The organism is Kribbella sp. NPDC056345, from assembly GCF_042262745.1.
GTDB lineage: Bacteria > Actinomycetota > Actinomycetes > Propionibacteriales > Kribbellaceae > Kribbella.
Genome location: NZ_JBHJQQ010000020.1, coordinates 91228 through 112642, shown reverse-complemented (window position 1 = coordinate 112642; position 21415 = coordinate 91228). Strand labels below are relative to the sequence as shown.

At 67.8% G+C, this 21415-nt stretch carries 20 protein-coding genes; 14 read left to right on the top strand and 6 right to left on the bottom strand.

The window, feature by feature from the left end; all coding sequences use genetic code 11:
* From ACFCV3_RS39760 to ACFCV3_RS39750, 3 genes are all read right to left on the bottom strand, one after another.
* The coding region (locus tag ACFCV3_RS39760) for a hypothetical protein (protein ID WP_376039858.1) at window positions 1-746 on the bottom strand (746 nt) is incomplete at its 3' end.
* 1029 nt (window positions 747-1775) lie between these two features.
* Window positions 1776-2381, bottom strand: coding sequence for a hypothetical protein (locus ACFCV3_RS39755; RefSeq protein ID WP_132401466.1), 606 nt, complete (start codon window positions 2379-2381; stop codon window positions 1776-1778).
* A 37-nt stretch (window positions 2382-2418) separates the two neighbouring features.
* A complete protein-coding gene (locus ACFCV3_RS39750) occupies window positions 2419-2868 on the bottom strand; it encodes a pyridoxamine 5'-phosphate oxidase family protein (RefSeq protein ID WP_376039856.1) in 450 nt (149 codons plus the stop codon).
* 82 nt (window positions 2869-2950) lie between these two features.
* Between ACFCV3_RS39750 and ACFCV3_RS39745 the strand changes: the two genes are divergently transcribed.
* The 4 genes from ACFCV3_RS39745 (at window position 2951) to ACFCV3_RS39730 (ending at window position 6044) form a co-directional block, all read left to right on the top strand.
* Entirely contained in the window at window positions 2951-3445 is a 495-nt protein-coding gene (locus tag ACFCV3_RS39745; RefSeq protein WP_376039853.1) for a MarR family winged helix-turn-helix transcriptional regulator, read from the top strand.
* Between the two features lie 16 nt (window positions 3446-3461).
* Window positions 3462-3866 carry a hypothetical protein gene (locus ACFCV3_RS39740; RefSeq protein WP_376039850.1) on the top strand — a complete coding sequence of 135 codons (405 nt, stop codon included), beginning with the start codon at window positions 3462-3464 and terminating at the stop codon, window positions 3864-3866.
* A gap of 143 nt (window positions 3867-4009) precedes the next feature.
* Window positions 4010-5122, top strand: a complete 1113-nt coding sequence (locus ACFCV3_RS39735; RefSeq protein ID WP_376039848.1) for a GNAT family N-acetyltransferase — start codon at window positions 4010-4012, stop codon at window positions 5120-5122.
* Complete coding sequence (locus tag ACFCV3_RS39730) at window positions 5094-6044, top strand: potassium channel family protein (protein WP_376039863.1); 951 nt, start codon at window positions 5094-5096, stop codon at window positions 6042-6044. Before ACFCV3_RS39735 ends, ACFCV3_RS39730 begins: the two co-directional genes overlap by 29 nt.
* A gap of 217 nt (window positions 6045-6261) precedes the next feature.
* Here the strand turns inward: ACFCV3_RS39730 and ACFCV3_RS39725 are convergent, their stop codons facing one another.
* The gene (locus tag ACFCV3_RS39725; protein ID WP_376039846.1) at window positions 6262-7401 is read right to left on the bottom strand and encodes an LLM class flavin-dependent oxidoreductase; all 1140 of its coding nucleotides are present in this window, start codon (window positions 7399-7401) and stop codon (window positions 6262-6264) included.
* Window positions 7398-8714 carry an MFS transporter gene (locus tag ACFCV3_RS39720; protein ID WP_376039844.1) on the bottom strand — a complete coding sequence of 439 codons (1317 nt, stop codon included), beginning with the start codon at window positions 8712-8714 and terminating at the stop codon, window positions 7398-7400. Before ACFCV3_RS39720 ends, ACFCV3_RS39725 begins: the two co-directional genes overlap by 4 nt.
* Before the next feature lie 308 nt (window positions 8715-9022).
* Between ACFCV3_RS39720 and ACFCV3_RS39715 the strand changes: the two genes are divergently transcribed.
* From ACFCV3_RS39715 to ACFCV3_RS39670, 10 genes are read left to right on the top strand one after another with little or no spacing between them, the layout of a single operon-like run.
* The gene (locus ACFCV3_RS39715) at window positions 9023-10087 is read left to right on the top strand and encodes a LacI family DNA-binding transcriptional regulator (protein ID WP_376039842.1); all 1065 of its coding nucleotides are present in this window, start codon (window positions 9023-9025) and stop codon (window positions 10085-10087) included.
* On the top strand, window positions 10084-10977 hold the full coding sequence (locus ACFCV3_RS39710) for a carbohydrate ABC transporter permease (protein ID WP_376039839.1): 894 nt from the start codon (window positions 10084-10086) through the stop codon (window positions 10975-10977). Before ACFCV3_RS39715 ends, ACFCV3_RS39710 begins: the two co-directional genes overlap by 4 nt.
* 14 nt (window positions 10978-10991) lie before the next feature.
* Entirely contained in the window at window positions 10992-11825 is an 834-nt protein-coding gene (locus tag ACFCV3_RS39705) for a carbohydrate ABC transporter permease (RefSeq protein WP_376039837.1), read from the top strand.
* A gap of 22 nt (window positions 11826-11847) precedes the next feature.
* Window positions 11848-13125 carry an ABC transporter substrate-binding protein gene (locus tag ACFCV3_RS39700; protein WP_376039835.1) on the top strand — a complete coding sequence of 426 codons (1278 nt, stop codon included), beginning with the start codon at window positions 11848-11850 and terminating at the stop codon, window positions 13123-13125.
* Window positions 13125-14255, top strand: a complete 1131-nt coding sequence (locus tag ACFCV3_RS39695; protein WP_376039833.1) for an ADP-ribosylglycohydrolase family protein — start codon at window positions 13125-13127, stop codon at window positions 14253-14255. Before ACFCV3_RS39700 ends, ACFCV3_RS39695 begins: the two co-directional genes overlap by 1 nt.
* Complete coding sequence (locus ACFCV3_RS39690; protein WP_376039830.1) at window positions 14252-15541, top strand: ADP-ribosylglycohydrolase family protein; 1290 nt, start codon at window positions 14252-14254, stop codon at window positions 15539-15541. Before ACFCV3_RS39695 ends, ACFCV3_RS39690 begins: the two co-directional genes overlap by 4 nt.
* Entirely contained in the window at window positions 15531-16430 is a 900-nt protein-coding gene (locus ACFCV3_RS39685) for a ribokinase (protein ID WP_376039827.1), read from the top strand. The genes ACFCV3_RS39690 and ACFCV3_RS39685 overlap by 11 nt, the downstream gene beginning before the upstream one ends.
* Complete coding sequence (locus ACFCV3_RS39680; protein WP_376039825.1) at window positions 16427-18415, top strand: SUMF1/EgtB/PvdO family nonheme iron enzyme; 1989 nt, start codon at window positions 16427-16429, stop codon at window positions 18413-18415. Before ACFCV3_RS39685 ends, ACFCV3_RS39680 begins: the two co-directional genes overlap by 4 nt.
* Window positions 18412-19599, top strand: coding sequence for a CaiB/BaiF CoA transferase family protein (locus tag ACFCV3_RS39675; protein WP_376039822.1), 1188 nt, complete (start codon window positions 18412-18414; stop codon window positions 19597-19599). The genes ACFCV3_RS39680 and ACFCV3_RS39675 overlap by 4 nt, the downstream gene beginning before the upstream one ends.
* A gap of 18 nt (window positions 19600-19617) precedes the next feature.
* Window positions 19618-20499 carry an HpcH/HpaI aldolase/citrate lyase family protein gene (locus tag ACFCV3_RS39670; protein WP_376039820.1) on the top strand — a complete coding sequence of 294 codons (882 nt, stop codon included), beginning with the start codon at window positions 19618-19620 and terminating at the stop codon, window positions 20497-20499.
* A gap of 563 nt (window positions 20500-21062) precedes the next feature.
* Here the strand turns inward: ACFCV3_RS39670 and ACFCV3_RS39665 are convergent.
* Entirely contained in the window at window positions 21063-21296 is a 234-nt protein-coding gene (locus ACFCV3_RS39665; protein WP_376039817.1) for a hypothetical protein, read from the bottom strand.
* Window positions 21297-21415 lie beyond the last annotated feature (119 nt).

The window sequence follows — 21415 nt, the reverse complement described above, 5'->3', positions numbered from 1 at the left end:
ATCGAGGTGATCTCCCGGACCGACTGCGCCTCGGCGACGACCGACCCGTCCTTGAAGGCCGGGTCGAGGGCGCCGGTCGCCCGACGGAAGACCTTGATCGTGACCGTGCACGACGTGGTGGCGGTCTGCCCGGCCGACGGTGACACCGGGCTCTGCTTGATCCGGCCGGCCGGGATGTGCGCGACGACCCCACCGGCCGGCAAGCGGAGTTCACCCTCCTGGATGCACGAACCGGTCCAGTTCACAGTCGTCGGCAGATCGGTCGGCCCCGACTCGAACCGGACGGTGAGCGGCGACTGCCGCGACGCCGTCGTACCCACGGCCGGCGCGGTCAGCTGAAGGCGCTCGGGCAAGGTGACGGTCGACTGCGCAGCGGACTCGTTGTCGCTGTCGCGGTGCAGGATGAAGGTGACGTGGGTGACGGCTCGCAGCTCGCCTTCGAGGCGGCCGGAATAGTTAGTCACGCCGAGGGACTTGTTGCGGCGCAACTTCGTCTGGATGAGCGTCGGGTCCTGCTCGCTCATCGTGTTGGTTCCCGCGACGTTGATCGCCTCGTCGTTGCCGAGTTCGACGTAGGTCAGCGTGCCGGCGCGCAGCGTCGCGAGGACGTCGGCGCGCTGCTCGTTGTCCTTGACCGTGACCCGGAAGTCGGCCCTGATTCCGCTCGTGCGGATGTCCTTGGAGTCAGCCGTCGAACAGCCCGTCACGATCAGACCGGCGACGACCACACCTGCGATGAGCCTCACCCGCAGGAAGCTAGCACCGCGAAAGCTCACCCCAAGACCGGCCGATCAAGGGCCCTCCACACGAGCCGGCACGACGTTGAGCACGGTTCAACCATCCGCGCGCCCGAACGGCGGTCGATGGCTGCTCAAGGTGGCTGCGGTCCTGCGATCTCGGGTTCGCAGGCTGTCGCGCGCGTTAGCCGATGGATTTTCGTCACCGAGTCCCCAAAATCCTTCGGATAGCGCAGATCTCGAGCCTCACGCACCCCAGCCACAGCCCGTCAGCCCCAGGCGACGTGAAGCCGCGGTAGCCGGCCTCGCCATCCGGCTCAGCCATCTGGGGTGGCGCGCCCTCTGGTTTTGTCGGCCGCCTTTGGCGGTCGAGTGGGCTGAGGTCCGAAAGGACTCGGCCGGAGACGTGCGCTGTGGCTGATCGCCGCGTCCGGCCGATCTGAAAGACAGCGTGGCTGGTCGCCGCGGTGGCTGGGGTGGATGGTGCGCCGGTGACCGCGGCTCTGCGTTGTCTGGGGCTGACGGGCTATGGCCGGGGTGGATGGCGAGGTCCGGTGACCGCGGCTCCACGTTGTCTGGGTTGCCGGACTGTGGTCGCCGTGCGGGAAAGACCGGCCGACGGTTGACCCGCTCCCTCACACACGCCCGTGCTGCCGATCGGGCGTTAGCCGGTACTTCTTTCACGTATGGCACCCAGAAGTTGCCGGCTACCGCGACGTCAGCCACACCTAACGTCCGACGATCCGGAGACCACGTCTGCGGGTTCTTCGGACGTTGCGGGCGGCGAGTGGGGGCCGCAGAGGCGGACGTTGACTCACCGGCCTTGGGGGTTGCCGGCGGTGCCCGCCAGCGGGAGAGAATTAGGGGTGCCGGACCGGGAAGCGCCTCACGGCGCGTGGCCGCTCGTAGCGGCTTTATTTGGGACCCGGGGCTTGCACCGGCCCGACACCTCGAACAGTGTAACCGGTGCCCAAATCCCTTGTCCTGTTGAGATCCCGGGGTGCCGGACCGTATAACACCTTGTCCGGCCGCACGCAACTACCAGAGTTGCCCGGCGCGTTCGGAGCGTGCCGCGGTCTGCAACTGGTCGGCCATCTCGACCAGCTTCGAGGCGGACAGCACCTCGTCGTGACCGTCGTCGGCCAGATGCGCCCGGCCGGTCGCGATGATCCGCGCGAACGCGGCCGCCCGATCCAGCGTGGTGGCGAAGTCACCGGTCGCGACACCCCGCAGTACGGCGTCGACCATGTCGCGCACCTCGGCCGGTCCTGGTGGCTCGGCGACTCCGGCGACGACCGCGTGCACCTCCGCATACTTGCGGCCGGTGCTGAACTCGCGGGAGACCTGATCCGCATTCGAATGCACCCAGGAACGCAGCAGGTACAGCCGCCACAGTGCGCCGGGCAACGAATCCGCCGGCGCGTCGGACCACAGCTCGGCGAGCTCGTCGAGACCGTAGTCGTCGGCCAGCTTCACGACCCGCGCATGGACCTCGGCGTCCTCGGACGACCGCACCCCGCGAACCAGCAGCTCGGCCGTCCGATGCGCGACTTCGGTCACGGCCGCCGGGTCGGCAGCACCCGGCAGCGACTCGAACAGCTTGTTGCCCGGCATGATCGGGCGGCGCGGATTCGTGGAGCTCACGGCCTCCATGGTGCCTGACGCGGGAAGCCCTCGCATCTCAAGCAGGCTCGTCCGATAAGTCGCTGCTGAACCAACGCTTCGGCTGCACTCTGTAGAGGACGGGCGCGGACTCCGGATGGGCGAACTCGTTCGCCACGAAACCCTGCGCATACTCGGCCGGCATGTAGCGCTGGGCGATCTTCTCCATCTCCGCTGGGGTGGCCGGGCCTGACTTCACGACGGCACCCTCGATGGTGACGTACTTGTACGGCATCTCCTCGGTCTGCACGGTCACGGTCAGTGCCTCGGCGGAGGTGAGCAGCTCGGCCTTGCGGGTCTTGCGGCCGAGGGTGTTGGTGAAGAACGTCAGCTCACCGCCGGGCTCGTAGTGGTAGAAGACCGGCGATGCCAGGGGTGGCCGCCCGTCGGGCTGGGCGATCGCCAGGATCGCGACATGGGACGCGGCCAGGAAGGCCTCGCGGCCGGCACTGCTCATCGGTCCAGGCATTCGACTACTCCTCACGGGTGGCATACACTTTGCTTGTCCAAGAGTTTGACTCTCAAAGTCTATGGCTGTCAAGGAGACAATCGTGGTGGATTCCGTCGAGGTCGAGATCGACCACCACCTGGCCGGGCACGACCAGGCCGATCGGGTGATCGAGGCCGCGCTCCACCGGATCGTCGAGCTCGCGCGGCGGCACCGGGAGTGGCAGCGGGCGGTCGCCGCGGAGTCGGGCCTGAGCCTGGCCGACTGCGAGGTGATCCTGCGGTTGGCCCACCTCGAGCCCGCCGAGTCCACGCCCAGTCAGCTGGCCCGGATCTTCCACATCACCGCGGGCAGCATGACCGCCCGCCTCGGCCGGCTGGAGTCCGGCGGCTACCTGACCCGGACGGTCCAGCCGGAGAATCGCGCGCAGATCCAGGTCGAGCTCACCGGCAAGGGGAAGGTGCTGCACCACCGGTTCGCCGACCAGATGGTCGAGATCCACCACGAGATGATCGCCGGCGCGCTACCGCCCAAGGACCGCGAGACGCTCAACGACCTCCTCAGACGGGTGTTGACCCATGTGGAGGCCACCACCTGACCAGTAGGCTCAAGACATGGTGGCTGGGCGAGGCCAATTGGCCAAGAACTTGATCAAGTACGGCGTGCGCTACGGACCGCTCGTCGTCGAAGCGGTCAAGCACGGGCGCGAACCGGCCCAGCAGGCGGTTCAGGCGGCCATGGCCCGGCGGACGGCGCGGAAGAAGGCGCTCGAGCATGCGCTGACCGTGCGCGAGGGGTCGCTGCTCAAGGTGATCAAGGACGGTCAGTCGATCTTCTTCGTGTTCTCCGGGGACGCGATCGTGACGACCTACCCGCCGGTGCCGCAGGCGACCTATCCGGAGCTGTTGCGGCATGCGGATCTGGACAAGCGGGAGTCGGCCGAGCAGTTGGCCGCAGCCCGGGCGGCGCGCAGGCCGCGGATCGGCGCCCGGCTGCCGAAGGTGATCCGCCGCAAGTAGCTGCGCCGCAAGTGCTGCGCCGCAAGTGGCTGGGCCGCAAGTAGGCGGGTGAAGGTTGACGCGGGCGTAACATTCGCGACCCGGTGAGGCAACAGGTCGCCCGCAGAGTAGAAGGACGAAGCTCCACGAGGGAGGGCGTCCGCATGCTCTGGAAAATCAGGACCGAACTCGCCGACCGGCCCGGTGCTCTGGCCGAACTCGCTGCACGGTGTGGTGCGGACGACATCAACATCCTGAGCCTGGAAGTCTTCACCGCCGAAACCGGTGCTGTCGACGAGCTGGTCGTGTCCACCGGAGTGGGCTGGTCCGCCGAGGACCTGACCGCCCTGGTCGCCGAGGCCGGCTGCGTCCGCACCACGGTCCGGCCGTGTCAGGCCGACGTACTGAGTGATGCCCCGACCCGGTATCTGCGGGCTGTTCTGCGGCTCGTCGAGGACCCGCTCGCGGTGGACGACGTGCTGGAAGCATTGCAGGGGTTCGGTGAGTACACGCCGGCCGAGTGGGCGCGGGCCGATGTCCTGGTCGAGATCGCGGGCCGGCTGGCTGAGCGGTTGCAGGAGCCGGTGATCGACGGCCCGCGGCCGGGGAGCGGCGTACCGGAGTTGCGTCGTGCATCCGTCGCGGATGCCGAGGCTGTTGTCGCGATGCACGAGCGGTGCTCGCACGAGAGCCGCACCCGGCGCTATCACGTACCGATGCCGAAGCTGACCACCCGTACCGCGAGGCACCTGTCGGCCCCGGCCGGTGGCGTCTCGATCATCGCGGGCATCGGTGAGGCCGTGGTCGGGATGGCGACGGCCGCGCCGTGGGAAGAGCTCGGCGGTACGACGATGGAGGTCGCCGTACTGGTCGAGGACGGCTGGCAGGGCCGTGGCCTGGGTGCGCAGCTGCTGCGTCAGGTGATCGGCGCGGCGCGCGATCTGGGCGCCGACCGAGCCGTCTGCGTGGTCCAGCCGGAGAACGCGGCCATGCTGCGCACGATCGAGGGCCTGCGGATGCGAACCAGGGTCGTCCACGACGGCGACAACCTGATGGTCACCGTCGCCCTGTCGCCCGAAAGCCTGTCGCATGCAGTGGATCGGGCGTCCGTGCAATATGGTCGATCCCGTGCCATCCCTGCCCGGTCGCAATCCGCACGGCCTACTGGTCAACCTGCCCGCGAGCACACGCTCGCCGCTCTTTCAGCTCTTCAGCCGGTTGCTGATCGCGCTGGGACTGCTGACCTTGATGGTGCTGATCGTGGTGATCGACCGTGACGGCTACAAGGACAGTTACGACGGATCCGTCGACCTGATCGACAGCATCTACTACGCCACCGTCACCCTCACCACCACCGGGTACGGCGACATCACTCCGGTGACGCCGACGGCCCGGCTGGTGAACGCCTTCATCGTCACGCCACTGCGGATCTCCTTCCTGGTGGTACTGGTCGGCACGACACTGGAAGTCCTGGCCAATGAAGGTCGCCGCATCATGCGCGACACCCGATGGAGGAAGCGGATGAAGGACCACGTCGTTGTCGTCGGGTACGGCACCAAGGGGCGGGCGGCGGTGCAGACCCTGCTCAGCAACGGGGTCAAGCGCGACACCATCGTCGTGATCGACCCGCGGGCGCAGGCGGTCGGTGACGCGGGCAACGATCAGATGGCCGCGTTCCACGGCGACGCCACGAACCGCACGGTGCTGCGCCGGGCCGAGGTGATGACGGCCCGCGAGGTGATCGTGACCACGGACCGCGACGACTCCGCGGTCCTGGTCACCCTCGCCGTCCGGCAGCTGAACCCGACCGCACACATCGTGGTCGCGGTCCGCGAAGAGGACAACGTGCCGCTGCTGCGCCAGAGCGGCGCCGACGCGGTCGTCACCTCGTCCGAGGCCGTCGGCCGCCTGCTCGGCCTGTCCGCGGTCAGCCCGAACCTCGGCGAGGTGATGGAGGACCTGCTCACCTACGGCGAAGGCCTCGAGGTCGCCGAGCGCCCGGTCCTCGGCCGCGAAGTCGGCAAGCCCCCGTCGGCCCTGCCGGACCGCGTCGTCTCCGTCGTCCGCGACGGCAAGGTCCACCGCTACTACGACGCCAACGTCTCCGTCCTGGCCGCCGGCGACAAACTCATCGTCGTCCGCCCCGCCAAGGAAACCCCCTGGGCCGAACGCCCCGGCGCCGACGACAACGACGACTGACCCACCTCGTACGCCGCTGACCGCGTTCCCCGCCCGGCCGGCGACAACGCGAGGGGATATCAGTCCGCGTTGCCCCTTCTACCCGCGGTGTACCGGCGGAGAACGGGCAACATGAGCTGATATCCGTCCGTGTTGATCGTTCTGCCCCCTGTGTGCGGGCTGAGGAGGGGCAATACGAGCTGATATCCGTTCGTGTGGGCGGAGGTGGTAGGTGGGGTTAGGTTGCGAAGGGTACGGCGGGGGTGGGGGTGCTCGCGGTGCCGGTGGGGTGCTGCCAGAGGCCTTCGCGGGCCAGCAGGGGGAGGACGGATTCGCCGAACCAGTAGGCCTCTTCGAGGTGGGGGTAGCCGGAGAGGATGAACTCGTCGATACCGAGGCCGGCGTACTCCTTGATGCGGTCGGCGACTTCGCGGTGGCTGCCGACGAGCGCCGTACCGGCACCGCCGCGGGCGAGGCCGACGCCGGCCCAGAGGTTCGGATAGATCTCGAGGTCTTCGGGGCGGCCTTCGTGCAGGGCGAGCATGCGCTTCTGGCCCTCGGATTCGCTGCGCCGCAAGCCTTCCTGGACCCGGGCGATCGTCTCCGGCGGTAGTGCGTCGAGCAACCGCCGGGCCTCTCGCCAGGCATCCTCGGACGTGTCCCGCGTGATGACGTGCAACCGGATACCGAAGCGGACCGTGCGCCCGGCGTCGGCGGCGAGCTTGCGGATCCAGGCGAGCTTCTCCGCGACGGCGGCCGGTGGTTCGCCCCAGGTCAGGTAGACGTCGCTGTGGGCGGCGGCCACTGGTCCCGCGGCTGCGGAGGAACCGCCGAAGTAGATGGGCGGTGTCGGGTCGGGGACTGATACCAGCCGGGCTTGCTCGACCCGCAAATGCTTACCTGCATAGTCGAACGGTTCGCCGTGCTCCCACAGCTTCCGAACGATCGCCAGGAACTCGTCCGTCCGCGCGTACCGCTCGTCCTTGCTCAGGAAATCACCGAACGCCTTCTGCTCGGTCGGCTCACCACCGGTCACCACATTGAGCAGCAGCCGCCCACCGGACTGGTTCTGGAACGTCGTCGCCATCTGCGCAGCGAGAGTGGGGGAGAGCAGCCCGGGCCGGAACGCGACCAGGAACTTCAACCGATCGGTCGAGTCGAGCAAAGATGCCGTCGACAACCATGCGTCGTCGCACCACAGCCCGGTCGGTGTCAGCGCGCCGACGAACCCGAGCTCCTCGGCCGCCGTGACGATCTGCCGCAGGTAGCGCGTCGTCACCGGTCGATCCCGATGTACGACGTCCGCCCCGTGGCCGCCGCCGACGATGTTGCGCGAGTCACCCGACGTCGGCAGGAACCAGTGGAAGGTCAGAGTCATCGAACTGCTCCATCCAGTGCGCGGTTGTCAGAGTCAAGAGAACGGCCGAGCGTTTCCGGGAGCGCTCTCGCCGAAAGCAAGCTGATGATCGCGATCAGCACGTTGTACGTCGCCAGCCACCACAGATCGCCACCGCCGAGACTCACCAGCCACGCGGCGATCAACGGCGTCAGCCCGGACGCGACGATCCCGGAGAGCTGATAGAGCGCCCCCAGTGCCGTGTAGCGCACCCGCGTGCTGAACAGCTCGGCCCAGAACGCCGCGAGCGGTCCGTAGATCACCCCGTCCAGTACGCCGACGCCGACCGCGAGCGCGATGAACACGGTGACCGACGTACCGTGCTGGACCAGTGCCGCCGCCGGGAACGCGAACAGCAACGCGGCCCAGGTCCCGGCCCGGTACACGGGTTTGCGGCCGACGCGGTCCGAGAGCGCGCCCGCGATCGGGATCAGCGCGACGCCGATCAACGCGCCGACCACGATGCCGTTGAGCGCGTAACTGCGGGGCAGGTTCAGATCGTTGGCGACGTACGAGAGCAGGTACACCGAGAACAGGTTGAAGGTGAAGCCCTCGATGTAGCGCGTGCCCATCCCGAGCAGCAGCGACCGGGGGTGTTCCTTCAGCAGGTCGAACAGCGGGACGCTGGATACCTCTTTACGCTCACGCACCTTCGCGAACGCCGGTGTCTCGAGCACCGACAGCCGGATATAGGCGCCGATGGCAAGTAATCCCGCGCTGACCAGGAAGCAGATCCGCCAGCCCCAGGCCAGGAACGCGTCCTCCGGCAGCAGGCCGGCCAGCGAGAACGCGGCCGACGCCAGGAACAACCCACCCGGTACGCCGATATGCGCGAAGCTGCCGAAGAATCCGCGCCGGCCTGGCGGTGCGTACTCGACCGCGAGCAGCACAGCGCCGCCGTACTCACCGCCGACACCAATGCCTTGCAGGATCCGCAGCACCACCAGCAGGATCGGTGCCCAGACCCCGATGCTGTCGTAGCTCGGCAGGACACCGATCAGCGTGGTGCCGACGCCCATGATCACCAGCGTCAGCAGCAACATCTGCTTGCGGCCGATCCGGTCGCCGAAGTGCCCGAACACCAGCCCGCCGATTGGCCGCGCCAAGAACCCGACGGCGAAGGTCGCGAACGACGCGAACGTGGCGGCCGAGCCGCTCAGTCCGGTGAAGAACAGCTTGTTGAAAACCAGTCCGGCCGCGGTGCCGTAGAGGAAGAAGTCGTACCACTCGATGGTCGCGCCGACGCAGGCCGCGATCGCAACCTTGCGCGGCGAGGGCGGTGGTCGGTCGGTCATCGAATCTCCCGGGCGGCTGATTAGGCAACTAAGTCGATGAGGTTAGTTGAATTTGAGCCCCGGTCGGCGCGATCCCACCATGTGGTCGCCGCTCGGGTCGGCGCCGTGCAACTCCGGCGGGTCTGGTCACTCTGCGGTGGGCTTGAACAGGTAATGCCTTGTTCACGCCCACCGTTTCTTGTTCAAGCCCACCGGTGTTGGTCGCGCGCGGCGGTTCGGTGCTGGGGGAGCTGGGGTGTTGACGCGGTCGACGGCACGTTTTAGGGTCGCGCTGTAAACGATTACAAGAACGATTACAGGAGTACGCCGTGAGTCGTCCGACGATCGCTGGGGTGGCCCGGGCAGCGGGGGTTTCGGTCGCGTCGGTGTCCCGGGTGCTGAACGGGCTGCCGGCGACCGAGGAGATGGCCGAGCGGGTACGGCGTGCTGTCGACGAGCTCGGGTACGTGCCGGACTCGCGAGCCCGGTCGCTCAAGGTGGGACGGACGTTTCAGCTGACCCTGGCCGTGGCCGATGTCGGTAACCCGGTCTACGTGACGATGATGCGGGCCGTCGAGGAGGTCGTGTCGGCGGCCGGATACCGGTTGGTGGTGACGACGACCGGGCCGGAGATCGTCGACGAGGTCGCGCTGGTGCGCGGGATGGCCCGGGGGTACGCCGACGGGCTGGTGATCAGCCCGTTGCGGGTCGACGACGACCTGATCAAGTCGATCCAGGAGTGCGACGTACCGGTGGTCGTGGCCGGAAACGTGCCGGCCAAGGCCGGGGTGGATACGGTGCGGGCGAACTCGCCGAAGGGGATGGCGCTGGCGGTCGAGCATCTGGTGTCGCGGGGGCGGCGGCGGATCGCGTTCCTGAACGGGCCGGCCGACACGGTGCCGGGGGAGGCCCGGGCGAAAGGTTTCGCGGATGCGCTGCGGGCGCACAAACTGCAGCCCGTCGCGCAGGTGGAGGCGGCGGATTTCACCTTCGCGGCTGGGCGTGCTGGGGGCCGCGAGCTGCTGGAGTTGGGGCGCGGCGGGAGCGCCCGTGAGGGGGCGGATGAGCGTGATCGCGCTGTCTCGGGGACGGGCTCGGGAGCGGGTCGGCCGACGTTTGATGCGGTGATCGCGGCGAACGACTTGCTTGCGGTCGGGTTGATGCACGAGCTGGCGGCGGCCGGGCTCGGCGTACCGGATGACGTTGCTCTGGTCGGGATGGACGACAGCGAGCTGGCTGAGCAGTGCTTCCCGACACTGACTAGCGTGAACCTCGGATCGGCTGAGCGTGGTCGGCGGGCGGCTGAATTGCTGCTGGCCCGGATCGAGGACGGAGAGCGCTCCCCGCGCCGGATCGTCGTTCACCCGTCGCTGAGTGTCCGGCGGTCGACGTGAGCACAACGACCGCCACCCGACCGAAGCAGAACCGCGAGGCGATCTTCCTCTTCCTGCCCGCACTGCTGCCGGTCCTGCTGCTGAGCGTCTACCCGCTGGTCCGGGGGATCGCGCTCGGGTTCACCAACGCGCGCGCCGGGTTGCGGGTCGACACCGACTTCATCGGTTTCGGCAACTTCGAGAAGCTGCTGCAGAACGACCTGTTCTGGGACTCGTTCCGGATCGGCGTGATCTGGACTCTCTCGGTGACGATCCTGCAGTTCGTGGCCGCGCTCGGTCTCGCGTTGCTGCTGAACACCGATCTCAAGTTCCGCGGCGTGGCCCGGACGCTCGCGCTGATCCCGTGGGCGATGCCGCCGGTGGTGGTCGCGATCATGTGGCGGCTGCTGCTGCACCCGACCAACGGCCCCGTGAACAAGGTTCTCCAGGACCTGCAGCTCACCGATCACCCGATCAACTTCCTCGGCGACTTCAGTACGGCGCTCCCCGCGGTGATCGTGGTCGGAATCTGGGTCGGCATGCCGATGACGACCGTGACGCTGCTGGCCGGCCTGCAAGGGATCGACCGCTCGCTCTACGAGGCGGCCGCGGTCGACGGCGCGAGCGCCTGGCGCCAGTTCTGGTACATCACGCTGCCGCAGCTCAAGACCGTGATCGTCGCGATCACCAGCCTGGACCTGATCTGGAACTTCAACTCGTTCGGCCTGGTCTACGTGCTGACGGCCGGTGGGCCGGGTGGCAAGACCATGCTGCCGATGCTGTTCGCCTACAACGAGGCCTTCCGGTACGGAAACTTCGGAATGGCCGCGGCGATGGGTGACGTGATGGTCGTGGTGATCATCGTGTTCCTCGCCTTCTACCTGCGGAACCGGCTCCGGAGCCAGGCATGAGCGAGGGCGAAGGCATGAGAACACGTCCGGTGACCCGCGTTCTCCAGTACGTCGCCGTTCTCGGGTACCTGGTATTCCTGGCCTTCCCGCTGCTCTGGCTGATCTCCAGCTCGCTGAAGTCGCCGCGCGAGTTCGCCGCGATCTCACCGACGCTGCTGCCCAAGAACGTCGATTTCTCGAACTACACCAATGCTCTCGAGGAACAGGGTCTGGTCCGTTCTCTCGGGAACAGCCTGCAGATCTCGATCTTGACCACGATCCTGGTGCTGATCGTCGCGCTCCCGGTCTCGTACGCGCTGGCCCGGTTCCGCAGCCGGCTCCGGCCGATCACGAACGGCTGGATCCTGGTCAGCCAGGTGTTCCCGGTGATCCTGATCGTGATCCCGCTGTTCATGATCTTGAGACCACTGCATCTCACGAACACGATCCCGGGCGTGGTGCTGGTGTACCTGGTCTGGTCCCTGCCGTTCGCGCTGTGGATGCTCCAGGGGTACGTCGCCGCTGTCCCGCGCGAGCTCGAAGAGGCAGCCGCGGTGGACGGCGCGAGCCGGATCCGGACGATCATCGCAATCGTGATGCCGTTGCTTCGGCCTGGCTTGATTGCAACGGCGATGTTCACCTTCATCTCCGCGTGGAACGAGTTCTTCTTCGCTCTGGTCCTCCTGCAGGACCCGGAGCTCAAAACCCTGCCGCTGGTCCTCGCCCGCTTCGTCGGTGCCGAGGGACAGGTGCAGTTCGGCCCACTCGCCGCCGCGTCGGTGCTCGCGACGGTACCCAGCCTGGTCTTCTTCGCCTTCCTGCAACGCCGGCTGACCTCCGGCCTGCTGAGCGGTGCAGTCAAGGGCTGACGATCCCCTGAGGAGAAACATCATGAGGAAAGTAGTGACCGCATTACTCGCGGCAAGCGCGCTGGTGACGCTTGCGGCGTGTGGCGGCAACAGCGACAGCGGCGACGACGGCGGATCGACGGAGAAGGTGACGCTGAAGTTCCAGAGTCTCGCCTTCCAGAAGACCACCGTCGCCGCGACCAAGAAGATCGTCGCGGACTGGAACGCCGCCAACCCGAACATCCAGGTCGAGTACGTCCAGGGCAGCTGGGACTCGGTCCACGACCAGCTCGTCACCCAGTTCCAGGGCGGGACCGCGCCGGACATCATCCACGACGAGTCCGCTGACATCACCGGGTTCATCAACCAGGGTTACCTCGCGGACCTTTCGCCGTACCTGAGTCAGGCGACCAAGGACGCCGTACCGCAAGGGGTGTGGGACACCGTCTCCAGCGACGGCAAGGTGTACGCCGCCCCGACGCTCCTGCAGTCGTACGTCGTGTTCGCGAACACTGCGGCCCTGAAGCAGGCCGGGATCACCGCGACCGGCGACTCGCTCAGCTGGGACGACCTCGCGGCCAACGCGAAGAAGCTCACAGCCGGGTCGAAGTACGGCCTCGGCTGGGGATTGAAGAGCCCGACCGCGACCGTGCTCAACCTCGGGATGAACTTCGACGGAAAGTTCTTCGAAGGCACCGGACGCGATGCCAAGGCCGCGATCGGCGACGCGGAACTCGAGGTGCCGAAGCGGATCCACGCGATGGCCTATACCGACAAATCGATCGAGCCGACCTCGTTGACGCAGAGCGGATCGGACGTGCTGCCGGGGTTCTACGCCGGCAAGTACGCGATGGTTGTCGGCGGCAACTACGCCGCGCAGCAGATCGTTGCCGAAGCACCCAAGGGCTTCCAGTGGGAGGTGCTCCCGCCGCTGAAGGGCACCAGCGCCAAGCAGGCCGCCAACCCGCAGACGCTGTCAGTGCCCGCAGAGAGCAAGAACGTCAAGCAGGCCGCGCAGTTCATCGACTACTTCATGAAGGCGGAGAACCTGGCCGCCGTCGGGCAAGGCGACTGGCTGATCCCGACCACGCAGGCGGCCCGGGACGCGATCCTGAAGACGACCGGCGGCAAGGACGGCTGGCAGCAGACGCTGGCCAGCGGTGCCGAGCTGACCAAGGCGCCGTTCCAGAGCGTGGAGAACTACCCGAAGTGGAAGGACCAGATCGCGACGCCCGCACTCCAGGAGTACTTGGCGAACAAGACCGACCTGGGTGCCTTGGGCAAGAAATTGAACGACGGATGGGGTCAGGTCAACAGCTGATGCTCGAAGACAAGTCGACAGGTGCCCTTGTCGGTTCCGCCGTCGGTGACGCGATCGGCGGTGCCGTCGAGGGCTGGACGCCGGCCGCGATCCGGGAGCGGCACGGCGGCTGGGTGACCGGCATTGTCGGTCCCTGGTTCGACGACTGGCGCACCGCGCGGCCGATTGCGCCGTACCACAAGGGCGATGGGCACATCACCGACGACACCTTGATGACGCACGCACTGGTCGAGGTGTACGACGAGCGCCGTACTCACCTGGATGCGTACGCGATCGCGGAGTCGCTGGTGCCGAAGATGATCACCGGTCGTCGATGGGTACCTGAGCTGGAGGCGGACGCGTTGTTGCTGCAGCGCGTCTTCCTGGCCGAGAAGTGGCTCGTTACCCGCCTGCATTACGGACATGTCGACCCACGTGAGGCCGGCGTCGGCAACATCGTCAACTGTGGTGCCGCCATGTACATGGCACCGGTCGGGATCGCGAACGCCGGCGACCCGCAGGGTGCCTATGCCGAAGCGATCGACATCGCCGGCGCGCACCAGTCGAGCTACGGGCGGGAGGCGGCCGGCGTGTTCGCGGCCGCCGTCGCCGCCGCAATGGTGCCTGGGGCAACGACATCCGAGGTGATCGAGGCTGCTCTGCACAGCGCCAAGGACGGCACCAGGAAGGCCATCCACGCCGTGGCCGAGGCAGCAAGCGGCGTGACCGATTGGGAAGAAGCGATTCCCTTGCTCCGGCAGGCGATCGAGCCGTTCGACAGCGTCGGTCCGGACTACCGTGACCAGTCCCTGGACGCCCGCCGGCCGAGCCGGACGAAGGCGATCGAGGAGCTTCCGGTTGCCCTCGGCTTCGTGCTGGTCTCCGAGGGCGACGTACGGCGGGCTGTCCTCGGCGGCACGAACTACGGCCGGGACGCGGACTCGATCGCGTCGATGGCCGGAGCGATCACGGGTGCCCTCGGCGGGCTGAGCGGCGTACCGGCGGATTGGGCGAGTGAGATCGCCGAGGCGAGCCGGACCGACCTCGTTCGACCGGGCGTGCTGATGGCGTCGGTGGCTCGTGACCTGCATGAAGCTGATGCGCGTCGGTGGGCGCGGCGGACCGAAATACTGGAGAATCTGACGCAATGAGATTGACCTGGGTGCAGCCGGAGGACCTGCTGCCGCATCAGCTGGTTCAGTCCCGGTCGGAAGGCGTCGAGGTCGCAGACGTCGAGGCCCGCTGGCGCAAGGCTGGCGGGGCGACCGAGGCCCCGGTCTCGGGCGCATCCGACAAGCCCGCCAGTTCGGAACTGCGAGCCTTGGCGCGTGAGCTCATCGCCGAGCTGGACGCGCGGACCCCGGAGTGGATCGAGCCCAAGATCCCGGAGTTGCCGCGGCTCGAAGGATCGACCGATCGCATCGCCGGCGCCTGGCTCGGGCGGGCCGCCGGGAACCTGCTCGGCAAGCCGGTGGAGAAGATCCCGCGCGAGGGGATCCGCGAGATCCTGCAGTCGTCCGGCCAGTGGCCGCTGACCCAGTACGTGACGGCCGTCGGCGTACCGGACGAAGTCCTGAAACGCTGGCCGTGGAACCGGACGTCCGCCCCGACCAGCCTCCGCGAGGTCATCGACGGGATGCCGGAGGACGACGACCTCAACTTCGCCCTCCTCGCGCTCCGGATGCTCGAGCAGTACGGCGATGCCCTGACGACCGAAGATGTCGCCCAGACCTGGTTGCGCGATCTCCCCGCCGCCCGCGTCTTCACCGCCGAACGCGTTGCCTACCGCAACCTGCTGAACGGCGTCGAGCCGGCCCGGGCCGCCGTTGTCGGCAACCCGTTCCGCGAGTGGATCGGTGCGCAGATCCGGACCGATGTCTACGGCTGGACGCACCCCGGCGACCGTACGGCGGCCGCCCGGCTCGCGCTGGTCGACGCCCGGTTGAGTCATACCGGGGCGGGCGTCGACGGCGCGTTGTGGGTGGCCGCGATGTCGGCCGCGGCGATGGTGCTCGACTCGCCGATCGAGGTTGCGCTGGCGGGGCTCGAGGTGATCCCGGTGGACGGTGCGATCTCCCGCGCGGTCCGGTTCGGCCTCGCTCTGGCGGATCACCCGCTGGACGACGCCCTCGATGCGCTGCACGAGGAGTACGGGGGCCTGCACTGGGTACATGCCGTGAATAATTCGGCACTGACCGGATATGCCCTCACGGCGCCCGACTTCACGGCGGCAGTTGGCCGCTCGGTCATGGCAGGGTGGGACACGGACTCCGTGGGTGCGACGGTCGGTGCCGTGTTTGGTGCCGTCCGGGGAGTTCCGGCAGAGTGGTCTGTACCACTGAGGAACCGGCTGGCCACCAGCCTGCCGGGGATGGACCGAATCGCATTCGACGAACTGGCGGACAGGACTGTGGAGGTGGCCCGGGGTGGAGCCTGACGTTGTCGTCGTGGGCAGTGCGAACGTGGACCTGGTGCTCCCCGTGCAGCGCATCCCGCGCCCCGGCGAGACCGTGCTCGCGGGCGTGATGACCCGGGGCCCCGGCGGCAAAGGCGCCAACCAGGCGGCTGCGAGCGCGCGGGCCGGCGCGCAGACGGCCATGGTCGTGTCGCTCGGAGCCGACGACGGCGGCGCGCTGCTCCGGGACACACTGACCGGCGCGGGCGTCGACCTGTCGCTGGCGACGACCTCCGACGCCCCGACCGGTACGGCGATCATCACGGTCGACGAGAGTGGTGAGAACTCGATCGTCGTCGCCCCAGGTGCCAACGGCGAGCTGGCGCTGACCCCGGAATCCGCCCACGTCATCGGTGGCGCAAAGATCGTGCTGGCTCAGCTCGAGATCCCGATGGAGACCGTTCAGGAGGCCGCGGCGACCAGCTCGTACTTCATCCTGAACGCGGCCCCGGCGGCCGAGCTGCCGAGTGCGCTGCTCGCCGACATCGACCTGCTCGTGGTGAACGAGAGTGAGGCCGAGGTGATCGCCGGTCCGGACCGGGCCGCGTTGCTGAAGCTGGTCCCGGCCGCGGTGGTCACGCTCGGCGCGGCCGGCGCGGTGATCCTGACCCGCGGCAACGACGAGATCACCGTCCCCGGCGTACCGGTCGACGTCGTCGACACCACGGCCGCGGGGGACACCTTCTGCGGGGTGCTCGCGGCAACCTTGTCTTCGGTGTCAGCTATCGAGCCGATTACGCCCAGCGACCTGACGAACGCGGTCCGACGCGCTACCGTTGCTGCTTCACTGAGTGTTCAGACCGCGGGAGCAATTGCCTCGGTGCCTCACGGGGATGCGATCGACGCGCGTTACGCGGAGGTGTATCTGTGAGTCCGCACGAACCGCGGCCCATCGACCTGCCCGGCCGGGTGGATCTGGGGCTCCGGGCCGATCTGTCCTTCCTCGACGACGCCAAGATCATCGGTGCGCCCGACGATCCGGCGGATCTGCCGCGCTGGCGCGCCAAACTGGCCGAGTGGCTGATCGGGTCCTACGACCGGACGCCGTACGACGGGTCGCAGTACGACGTGCCCGGTCGGGAGTGGACCCAGACGGCGTACTCGGTGGCGCTCGTCTGGCTCTGGGACGACCTGCTGTACGACGTTTCGACCGGGCGGTTCACCCCGGAGAAATTCGTCCGGCACGGGATCGAGCAGTTCGGCGGGCATGACGCGATCGTGTTGTGGCACGCGTACCCGGTGATCGGGATTGACTCGCGGAACCAGTTCGACTTCTACCGTGACGTGCCCGGGCTGCGGGAGCTGATCGACGAGCTGCATCGCCTTGGTGTGAAGGTCTTCTTCGACTACAACCCCTGGGACGTCGGGACACGGCGCGCTGCCCGTTCGGATGCCGAGGAGTTCGCTGCACTGGTCAAGGACTACGCCGTCGACGGCGTCTTCCTGGACACGTTGAAGGAAGGCGACCCGGTCCTCACCCGGGCATTGCGGGCGGCCAATCCGGCGATCGCGCTCGAGGGGGAGTCGCGGTTGCCGATGGCAAGGATCAGCGATCACGCGTTGTCGTGGGCGCAGTGGTTCGCCGATACGCATGCGCCCGGTGTGCTGCGGGCGCACATGTTCGAGCGCCGGCACATGATGCACCACACCCGCCGCTGGCATCGCGATCACAGCGCCGAGCTGCAGTCCGCGTGGATCAACGGCGTCGGCATCCTGGTCTGGGAGTCGGTGTTCTCCAGCTGGGTCGGCTGGAGCGCCCGCGACCGCGCGACCCTGCGCCGGATGGTGGCCGCGCAACGCGCGTTCGCGCCGGTGCTGATCGACGGTGACTGGATCCAGCTGACCCCGGAGATCCCGGACAAGGCGCGGGTGCACGGCGTCTACGGTTCGCGGTTCGACCTGCAGGACATCACGTTCTGGACGCTGATCAACCGTCACGAGGACGACTTCGAAGGCATCGTGCTGCGATCCGAGGATCAGGTCGGTGACTGGTACGACGTGACGTCGGGCGTGCCGATCACGGCGACCGACGACGGGGTGCACCTCGTCGTGCCGGGTCGTGGGGTGACCGGGATCGTCCGGGTCGGCGCCACCGCGGGAGCGAGTTGCCGGACGACCGCGCGCAAGCTGGGCACGATGCCCCGGCTGCACGATCCCGACTCCGCCTTCCCGATGCGGCCGGCGGAACGGTTGCCGGTGCCAACAGTCTCCGGTACGGCGTCGATCGGGCCGACGGTCGACGTACCGGCTGGGCCCTGCGTGCTGACCGTGCGCCACCGGCGGCGGGAAACCGGGCTGTACGACCAGGCGCCGTACGTGGACGAATGGAAGCCGCTGCCGCCTCGCCTGCATGACATTCGCACGGTGACGCGCGAGGTCTCGCTGACGGGGGTTTCGGTGGCGGTCTCGGAAGTGACCAACGCGCAGTACTTCGAGTTCCTGACCGCGACCGGGTATCGGCCGCTGATCGCGAACCGCTTCCTCGCGCACTGGGTCGACGGTGCGCCGGTGGCCGAGACTCTCGATCAGCCGGTGACGTACGTCGATCTGCCGGATGCGCGGGCCTATGCGGCCTGGCGCGGTGGGCGGTTGCCGACCGAGGACGAGTGGCAGGTCGCGGCCGGGCTGGACGGATTCGTTCGGGCCGAGCCGCTGGTCTGGAATCTGACCGAGAGCGAACACCGCGACGGCCGCAGCAGGTTCTGCATCCTGAAGGGCGGCTCGCACTATGTTGCCCAGGGCTCCGATTGGTACGCCGACGGTGGGCCGCAGGAACCGGAAGTGAGCTTCAAGTTGGTGCTGACCGGTGGAGGTCTCGACCGCTCGGAGACCATCGGCTTCAGGTGTGCGGGATGAGGCCTGCTCCTCTCGACGGGGTGAAGGTGCTCGAGGCGGCGACGCTGTTCGCAGGCCCGCTGGCAGCGACGTTCCTGGGTGACTTCGGGGCGGACGTGACCAAGATCGAGCACCCGGCACGACCGGATGCGGCGCGCACACATGGTGCCTCGAAGGATGGCGTCGGGCTGTGGTTCAAGACGCTCGGCCGGAACAAGCGGCTCGCGACGCTCGACCTGTCTGTGGGCTCTGAGGTCTTCCTCGAGCTGGTCCGGCGGAACGACGTACTGGTGGAGAACTTCCGGCCGGGGACGTTGGAGCGCTGGGGGCTCGGGCCGGAGGTGCTGCTGGAGGCCAATCCGCGGCTCGTGATCGCGCGGGTGACGGCGTTCGGTCAGGTGGGTCCGTGGGCGGCGCGGCCTGGATTCGGATCGTTGGCCGAGGCAATGAGTGGGTTCGCGGCCGTGACCGGTGAGCCGGACGGTCCACCGACGCTGCCGCCGTTCGGGCTGGCGGATGGGATCACCGCGCTGGCCACGGCGTACGCCGTACTGGTGGCACTGCGCGAGCGGGATCGGTCCGGCTCCGGGCAGGTGATCGACATGGCGATCATCGAGCCGATTCTGATGATGCTGGGTGGTGGGATCACGGCGTACCAGCAGACCGGGTACGTGCAGCCGCGGCTGGGGAACCGCTCGTCGAACAACGCACCACGCAACGTGTACCGGACCGCGGACGGGCGGTGGGTGGCCGTGTCGACCAGCTCCCAGAGCATCGCCGAGCGAGTGCTCACCCTGGTGGGGCGGGCTGACCTGGTGGCCGAGCCGTGGTTCGCGACCGGCCGTGAGCGTGCTGAGCATGCGGACGAATTGGATGGCGCGGTCGGGTCGTGGATTGGTTCGCATTCGCTTGACGAGGTGATGGACGCCTTCGAGAAGGCCGAGGCCGCGGTCGCTCCGGTGCACGACATCCGCGGGATCGTGACGGATCCGCAGTACGCCGCTCTGCAGACGATCGTTGCCGTCGACGACGAAGAGCTGGGCGGGCCGGTGCAGATGCAGAACGTACTGTTCCGGCTGTCGGAGTCACCGGGCGCGATCCGCTGGGCGGGGCGGCCGCACGGTGCGAACACCGACGAGGTGCTCGCCGAGGTTGGTGTTACTGCGGAACAGCTTGCTGCACTGAGGGCAGCCGGCGTGGTCTGAAGTCTTTGGGGGAACGTGGTGCTGACAGGGTTGTACGTGCCGGCCAATCGGCCGGATCGATTCGCGAAGGCAGTTGCTGCCGGCCCGGATCTGGTCGTCTTCGATCTGGAGGACGCCGTACCGGTCGACGCGAAGGTCTCGGCGCGCGAGTGGGCCGTCGCCTGGGTTGCAGCTCACCACGATCCCGTGCCGCTCGGACACGCCTCGGACGCCGAGCGCACCGGCCCGCGCCTGGAGCTGCGGGTGAATTCGCCGGACACGCCATGGCTCGCGGACGACCTGGCCGCGGTGGCCGCCGTACCGGAGATCCGCTTGCGTTTGCCGAAGGTGGAGAGCGCCGCAGACGTCCTGCGCGTGCTCGAACAGGTGCCATCGGCAAGAATCACGGCTCTGATCGAGTCACCGCTCGGGCTGGAGCGAGCCTTCGCGATCGCCACAGCCGATCCCCGAGTGGTCGCGATCGGCCTGGGCGAAGCCGACCTACGCAGTTCCCTCGGTGTAGACGGTCCGGAGGGCTTGGCCTGGGCCCGCGGACGCCTGGTCTCGGCATCCCGAGCCGCCGGCCTCGGCGCCCCGATGATGTCCGTCCACCCCCGAGTCGACGACCCCGACGGCCTCCGCCGCACAAGCATCGAGGGCCGATCCCTCGGTTTCGTCGGCCGGATGGCCATCCACCCTCGCCAGCTGCCAACAATCCTGGAGTCCTTCACCCCCACCGCCATCCAGCTCGCCGAGGCCACTGACCTGCTCGCCGCAGTCGAGAAGGCCGGAGTCTCCGCAGGCGGCGTCATCGTCCTCCCAGACGGCCGAATGGCCGACCCCGCCATGATCGGCCGCGCCCAAGAGATCACAACCCTCGCCACCGACATCGAGAGGAGCCGCCGAGGCGGGCGTGGTTAACCCCACCCGTGGCTGTGGTGGAGGTGTGGGTGTGGTTGCCCCCACCCGGGGCCGTGGTGAGGGCGGGCGTGGTTAGCCCCACCCGTGGCTGTGGTGGGGGTGTGGGTGTGGTTGCCCCCACCCGGGGCCGTGGTGAGGGGCAGATGTGATGTTGCCCGCGCATGGCGGCTGGGGTTGGCGACCAGGGGAGTGATGCAGGAAAGGGTGCCCGCGGGCACACCTCAGGAGTTGGGTGCTGGGCTCTTGGATCTGGCGCTGCAGTCGTCCGGCCACCGCGCGCTGTCCGCTCGCGAATCTGCGCTGGGTGAAAGGAAGCGTGCACTTCGAACCTGCGAACAATGGATTAGAAGTCGCGACCATCAGCCCAGGTCATCTGAGTACACCAACCCTCAGATGACCTGGGCTTTCGCGCTGCTTCAGCCGTGCTCGACTTCATCGCCCTTCAGACCGATTCACCACCAATAACCCCCATCACCGGTAACTCCACCGGTAATTCCCAGTAATGCAATTGAATGCATGACTATTCAGGATGGCTCACGAACCCGAAGATCGCGGTACGGCTATCAGTGCTCGGCTTCGCCGGGATCCGGCTGCCGGTACTGACCGATCAGGTCCAGCACATTGGTCGAGCGTTCCGGGCTGGTCGGGGCGAAGGCAGAGCTGACCTGCAACGCTTCAAGCCCGAACTTATCCGCGAGGTGACGCACCGTGCGGAGGTAGTGGAAGTAGCGGAGGTAGTTAAACAGATGGCCAGAGATGATTCCGACAACCGTGAACAGAAGAAGCCAGGTGGGCATGGGACGTTCCCCTCCGAGGGGCGTTCCCGGTACCCAACTCCGGGTGGCTGCAGCGGGGTCGTTGCGATCTGGCCAACGTCTCACACGCCTTGTGCAGCTCGGGTATCGATACGAACTTG

Bases quoted from the DNA above. Each gene is read 5' to 3' on its own strand.
- ACFCV3_RS39740 (WP_376039850.1), top strand. From the start codon at position 3,462: ATGGTGGCTGGGCGAGGCCAATTGGCCAAGAACTTGATCAAGTACGGC.
- ACFCV3_RS39695 (WP_376039833.1), top strand. From the start codon at position 13,125: ATGCTCGAAGACAAGTCGACAGGTGCCCTTGTCGGTTCCGCCGTCGGT.
- ACFCV3_RS39675 (WP_376039822.1), top strand. From the start codon at position 18,412: ATGAGGCCTGCTCCTCTCGACGGGGTGAAGGTGCTCGAGGCGGCGACG.
- ACFCV3_RS39750 (WP_376039856.1), bottom strand. From the start codon at position 2,868: ATGCCTGGACCGATGAGCAGTGCCGGCCGCGAGGCCTTCCTGGCCGCG.
- ACFCV3_RS39690 (WP_376039830.1), top strand. From the start codon at position 14,252: ATGAGATTGACCTGGGTGCAGCCGGAGGACCTGCTGCCGCATCAGCTG.
- ACFCV3_RS39720 (WP_376039844.1), bottom strand. From the start codon at position 8,714: ATGACCGACCGACCACCGCCCTCGCCGCGCAAGGTTGCGATCGCGGCC.
- ACFCV3_RS39730 (WP_376039863.1), top strand. From the start codon at position 5,094: ATGGTGCTGATCGTGGTGATCGACCGTGACGGCTACAAGGACAGTTAC.
- ACFCV3_RS39735 (WP_376039848.1), top strand. From the start codon at position 4,010: ATGCTCTGGAAAATCAGGACCGAACTCGCCGACCGGCCCGGTGCTCTG.
- ACFCV3_RS39665 (WP_376039817.1), bottom strand. From the start codon at position 21,296: ATGCCCACCTGGCTTCTTCTGTTCACGGTTGTCGGAATCATCTCTGGC.
- ACFCV3_RS39700 (WP_376039835.1), top strand. From the start codon at position 11,848: ATGAGGAAAGTAGTGACCGCATTACTCGCGGCAAGCGCGCTGGTGACG.
- ACFCV3_RS39705 (WP_376039837.1), top strand. From the start codon at position 10,992: ATGAGAACACGTCCGGTGACCCGCGTTCTCCAGTACGTCGCCGTTCTC.
- ACFCV3_RS39725 (WP_376039846.1), bottom strand. From the start codon at position 7,401: ATGACTCTGACCTTCCACTGGTTCCTGCCGACGTCGGGTGACTCGCGC.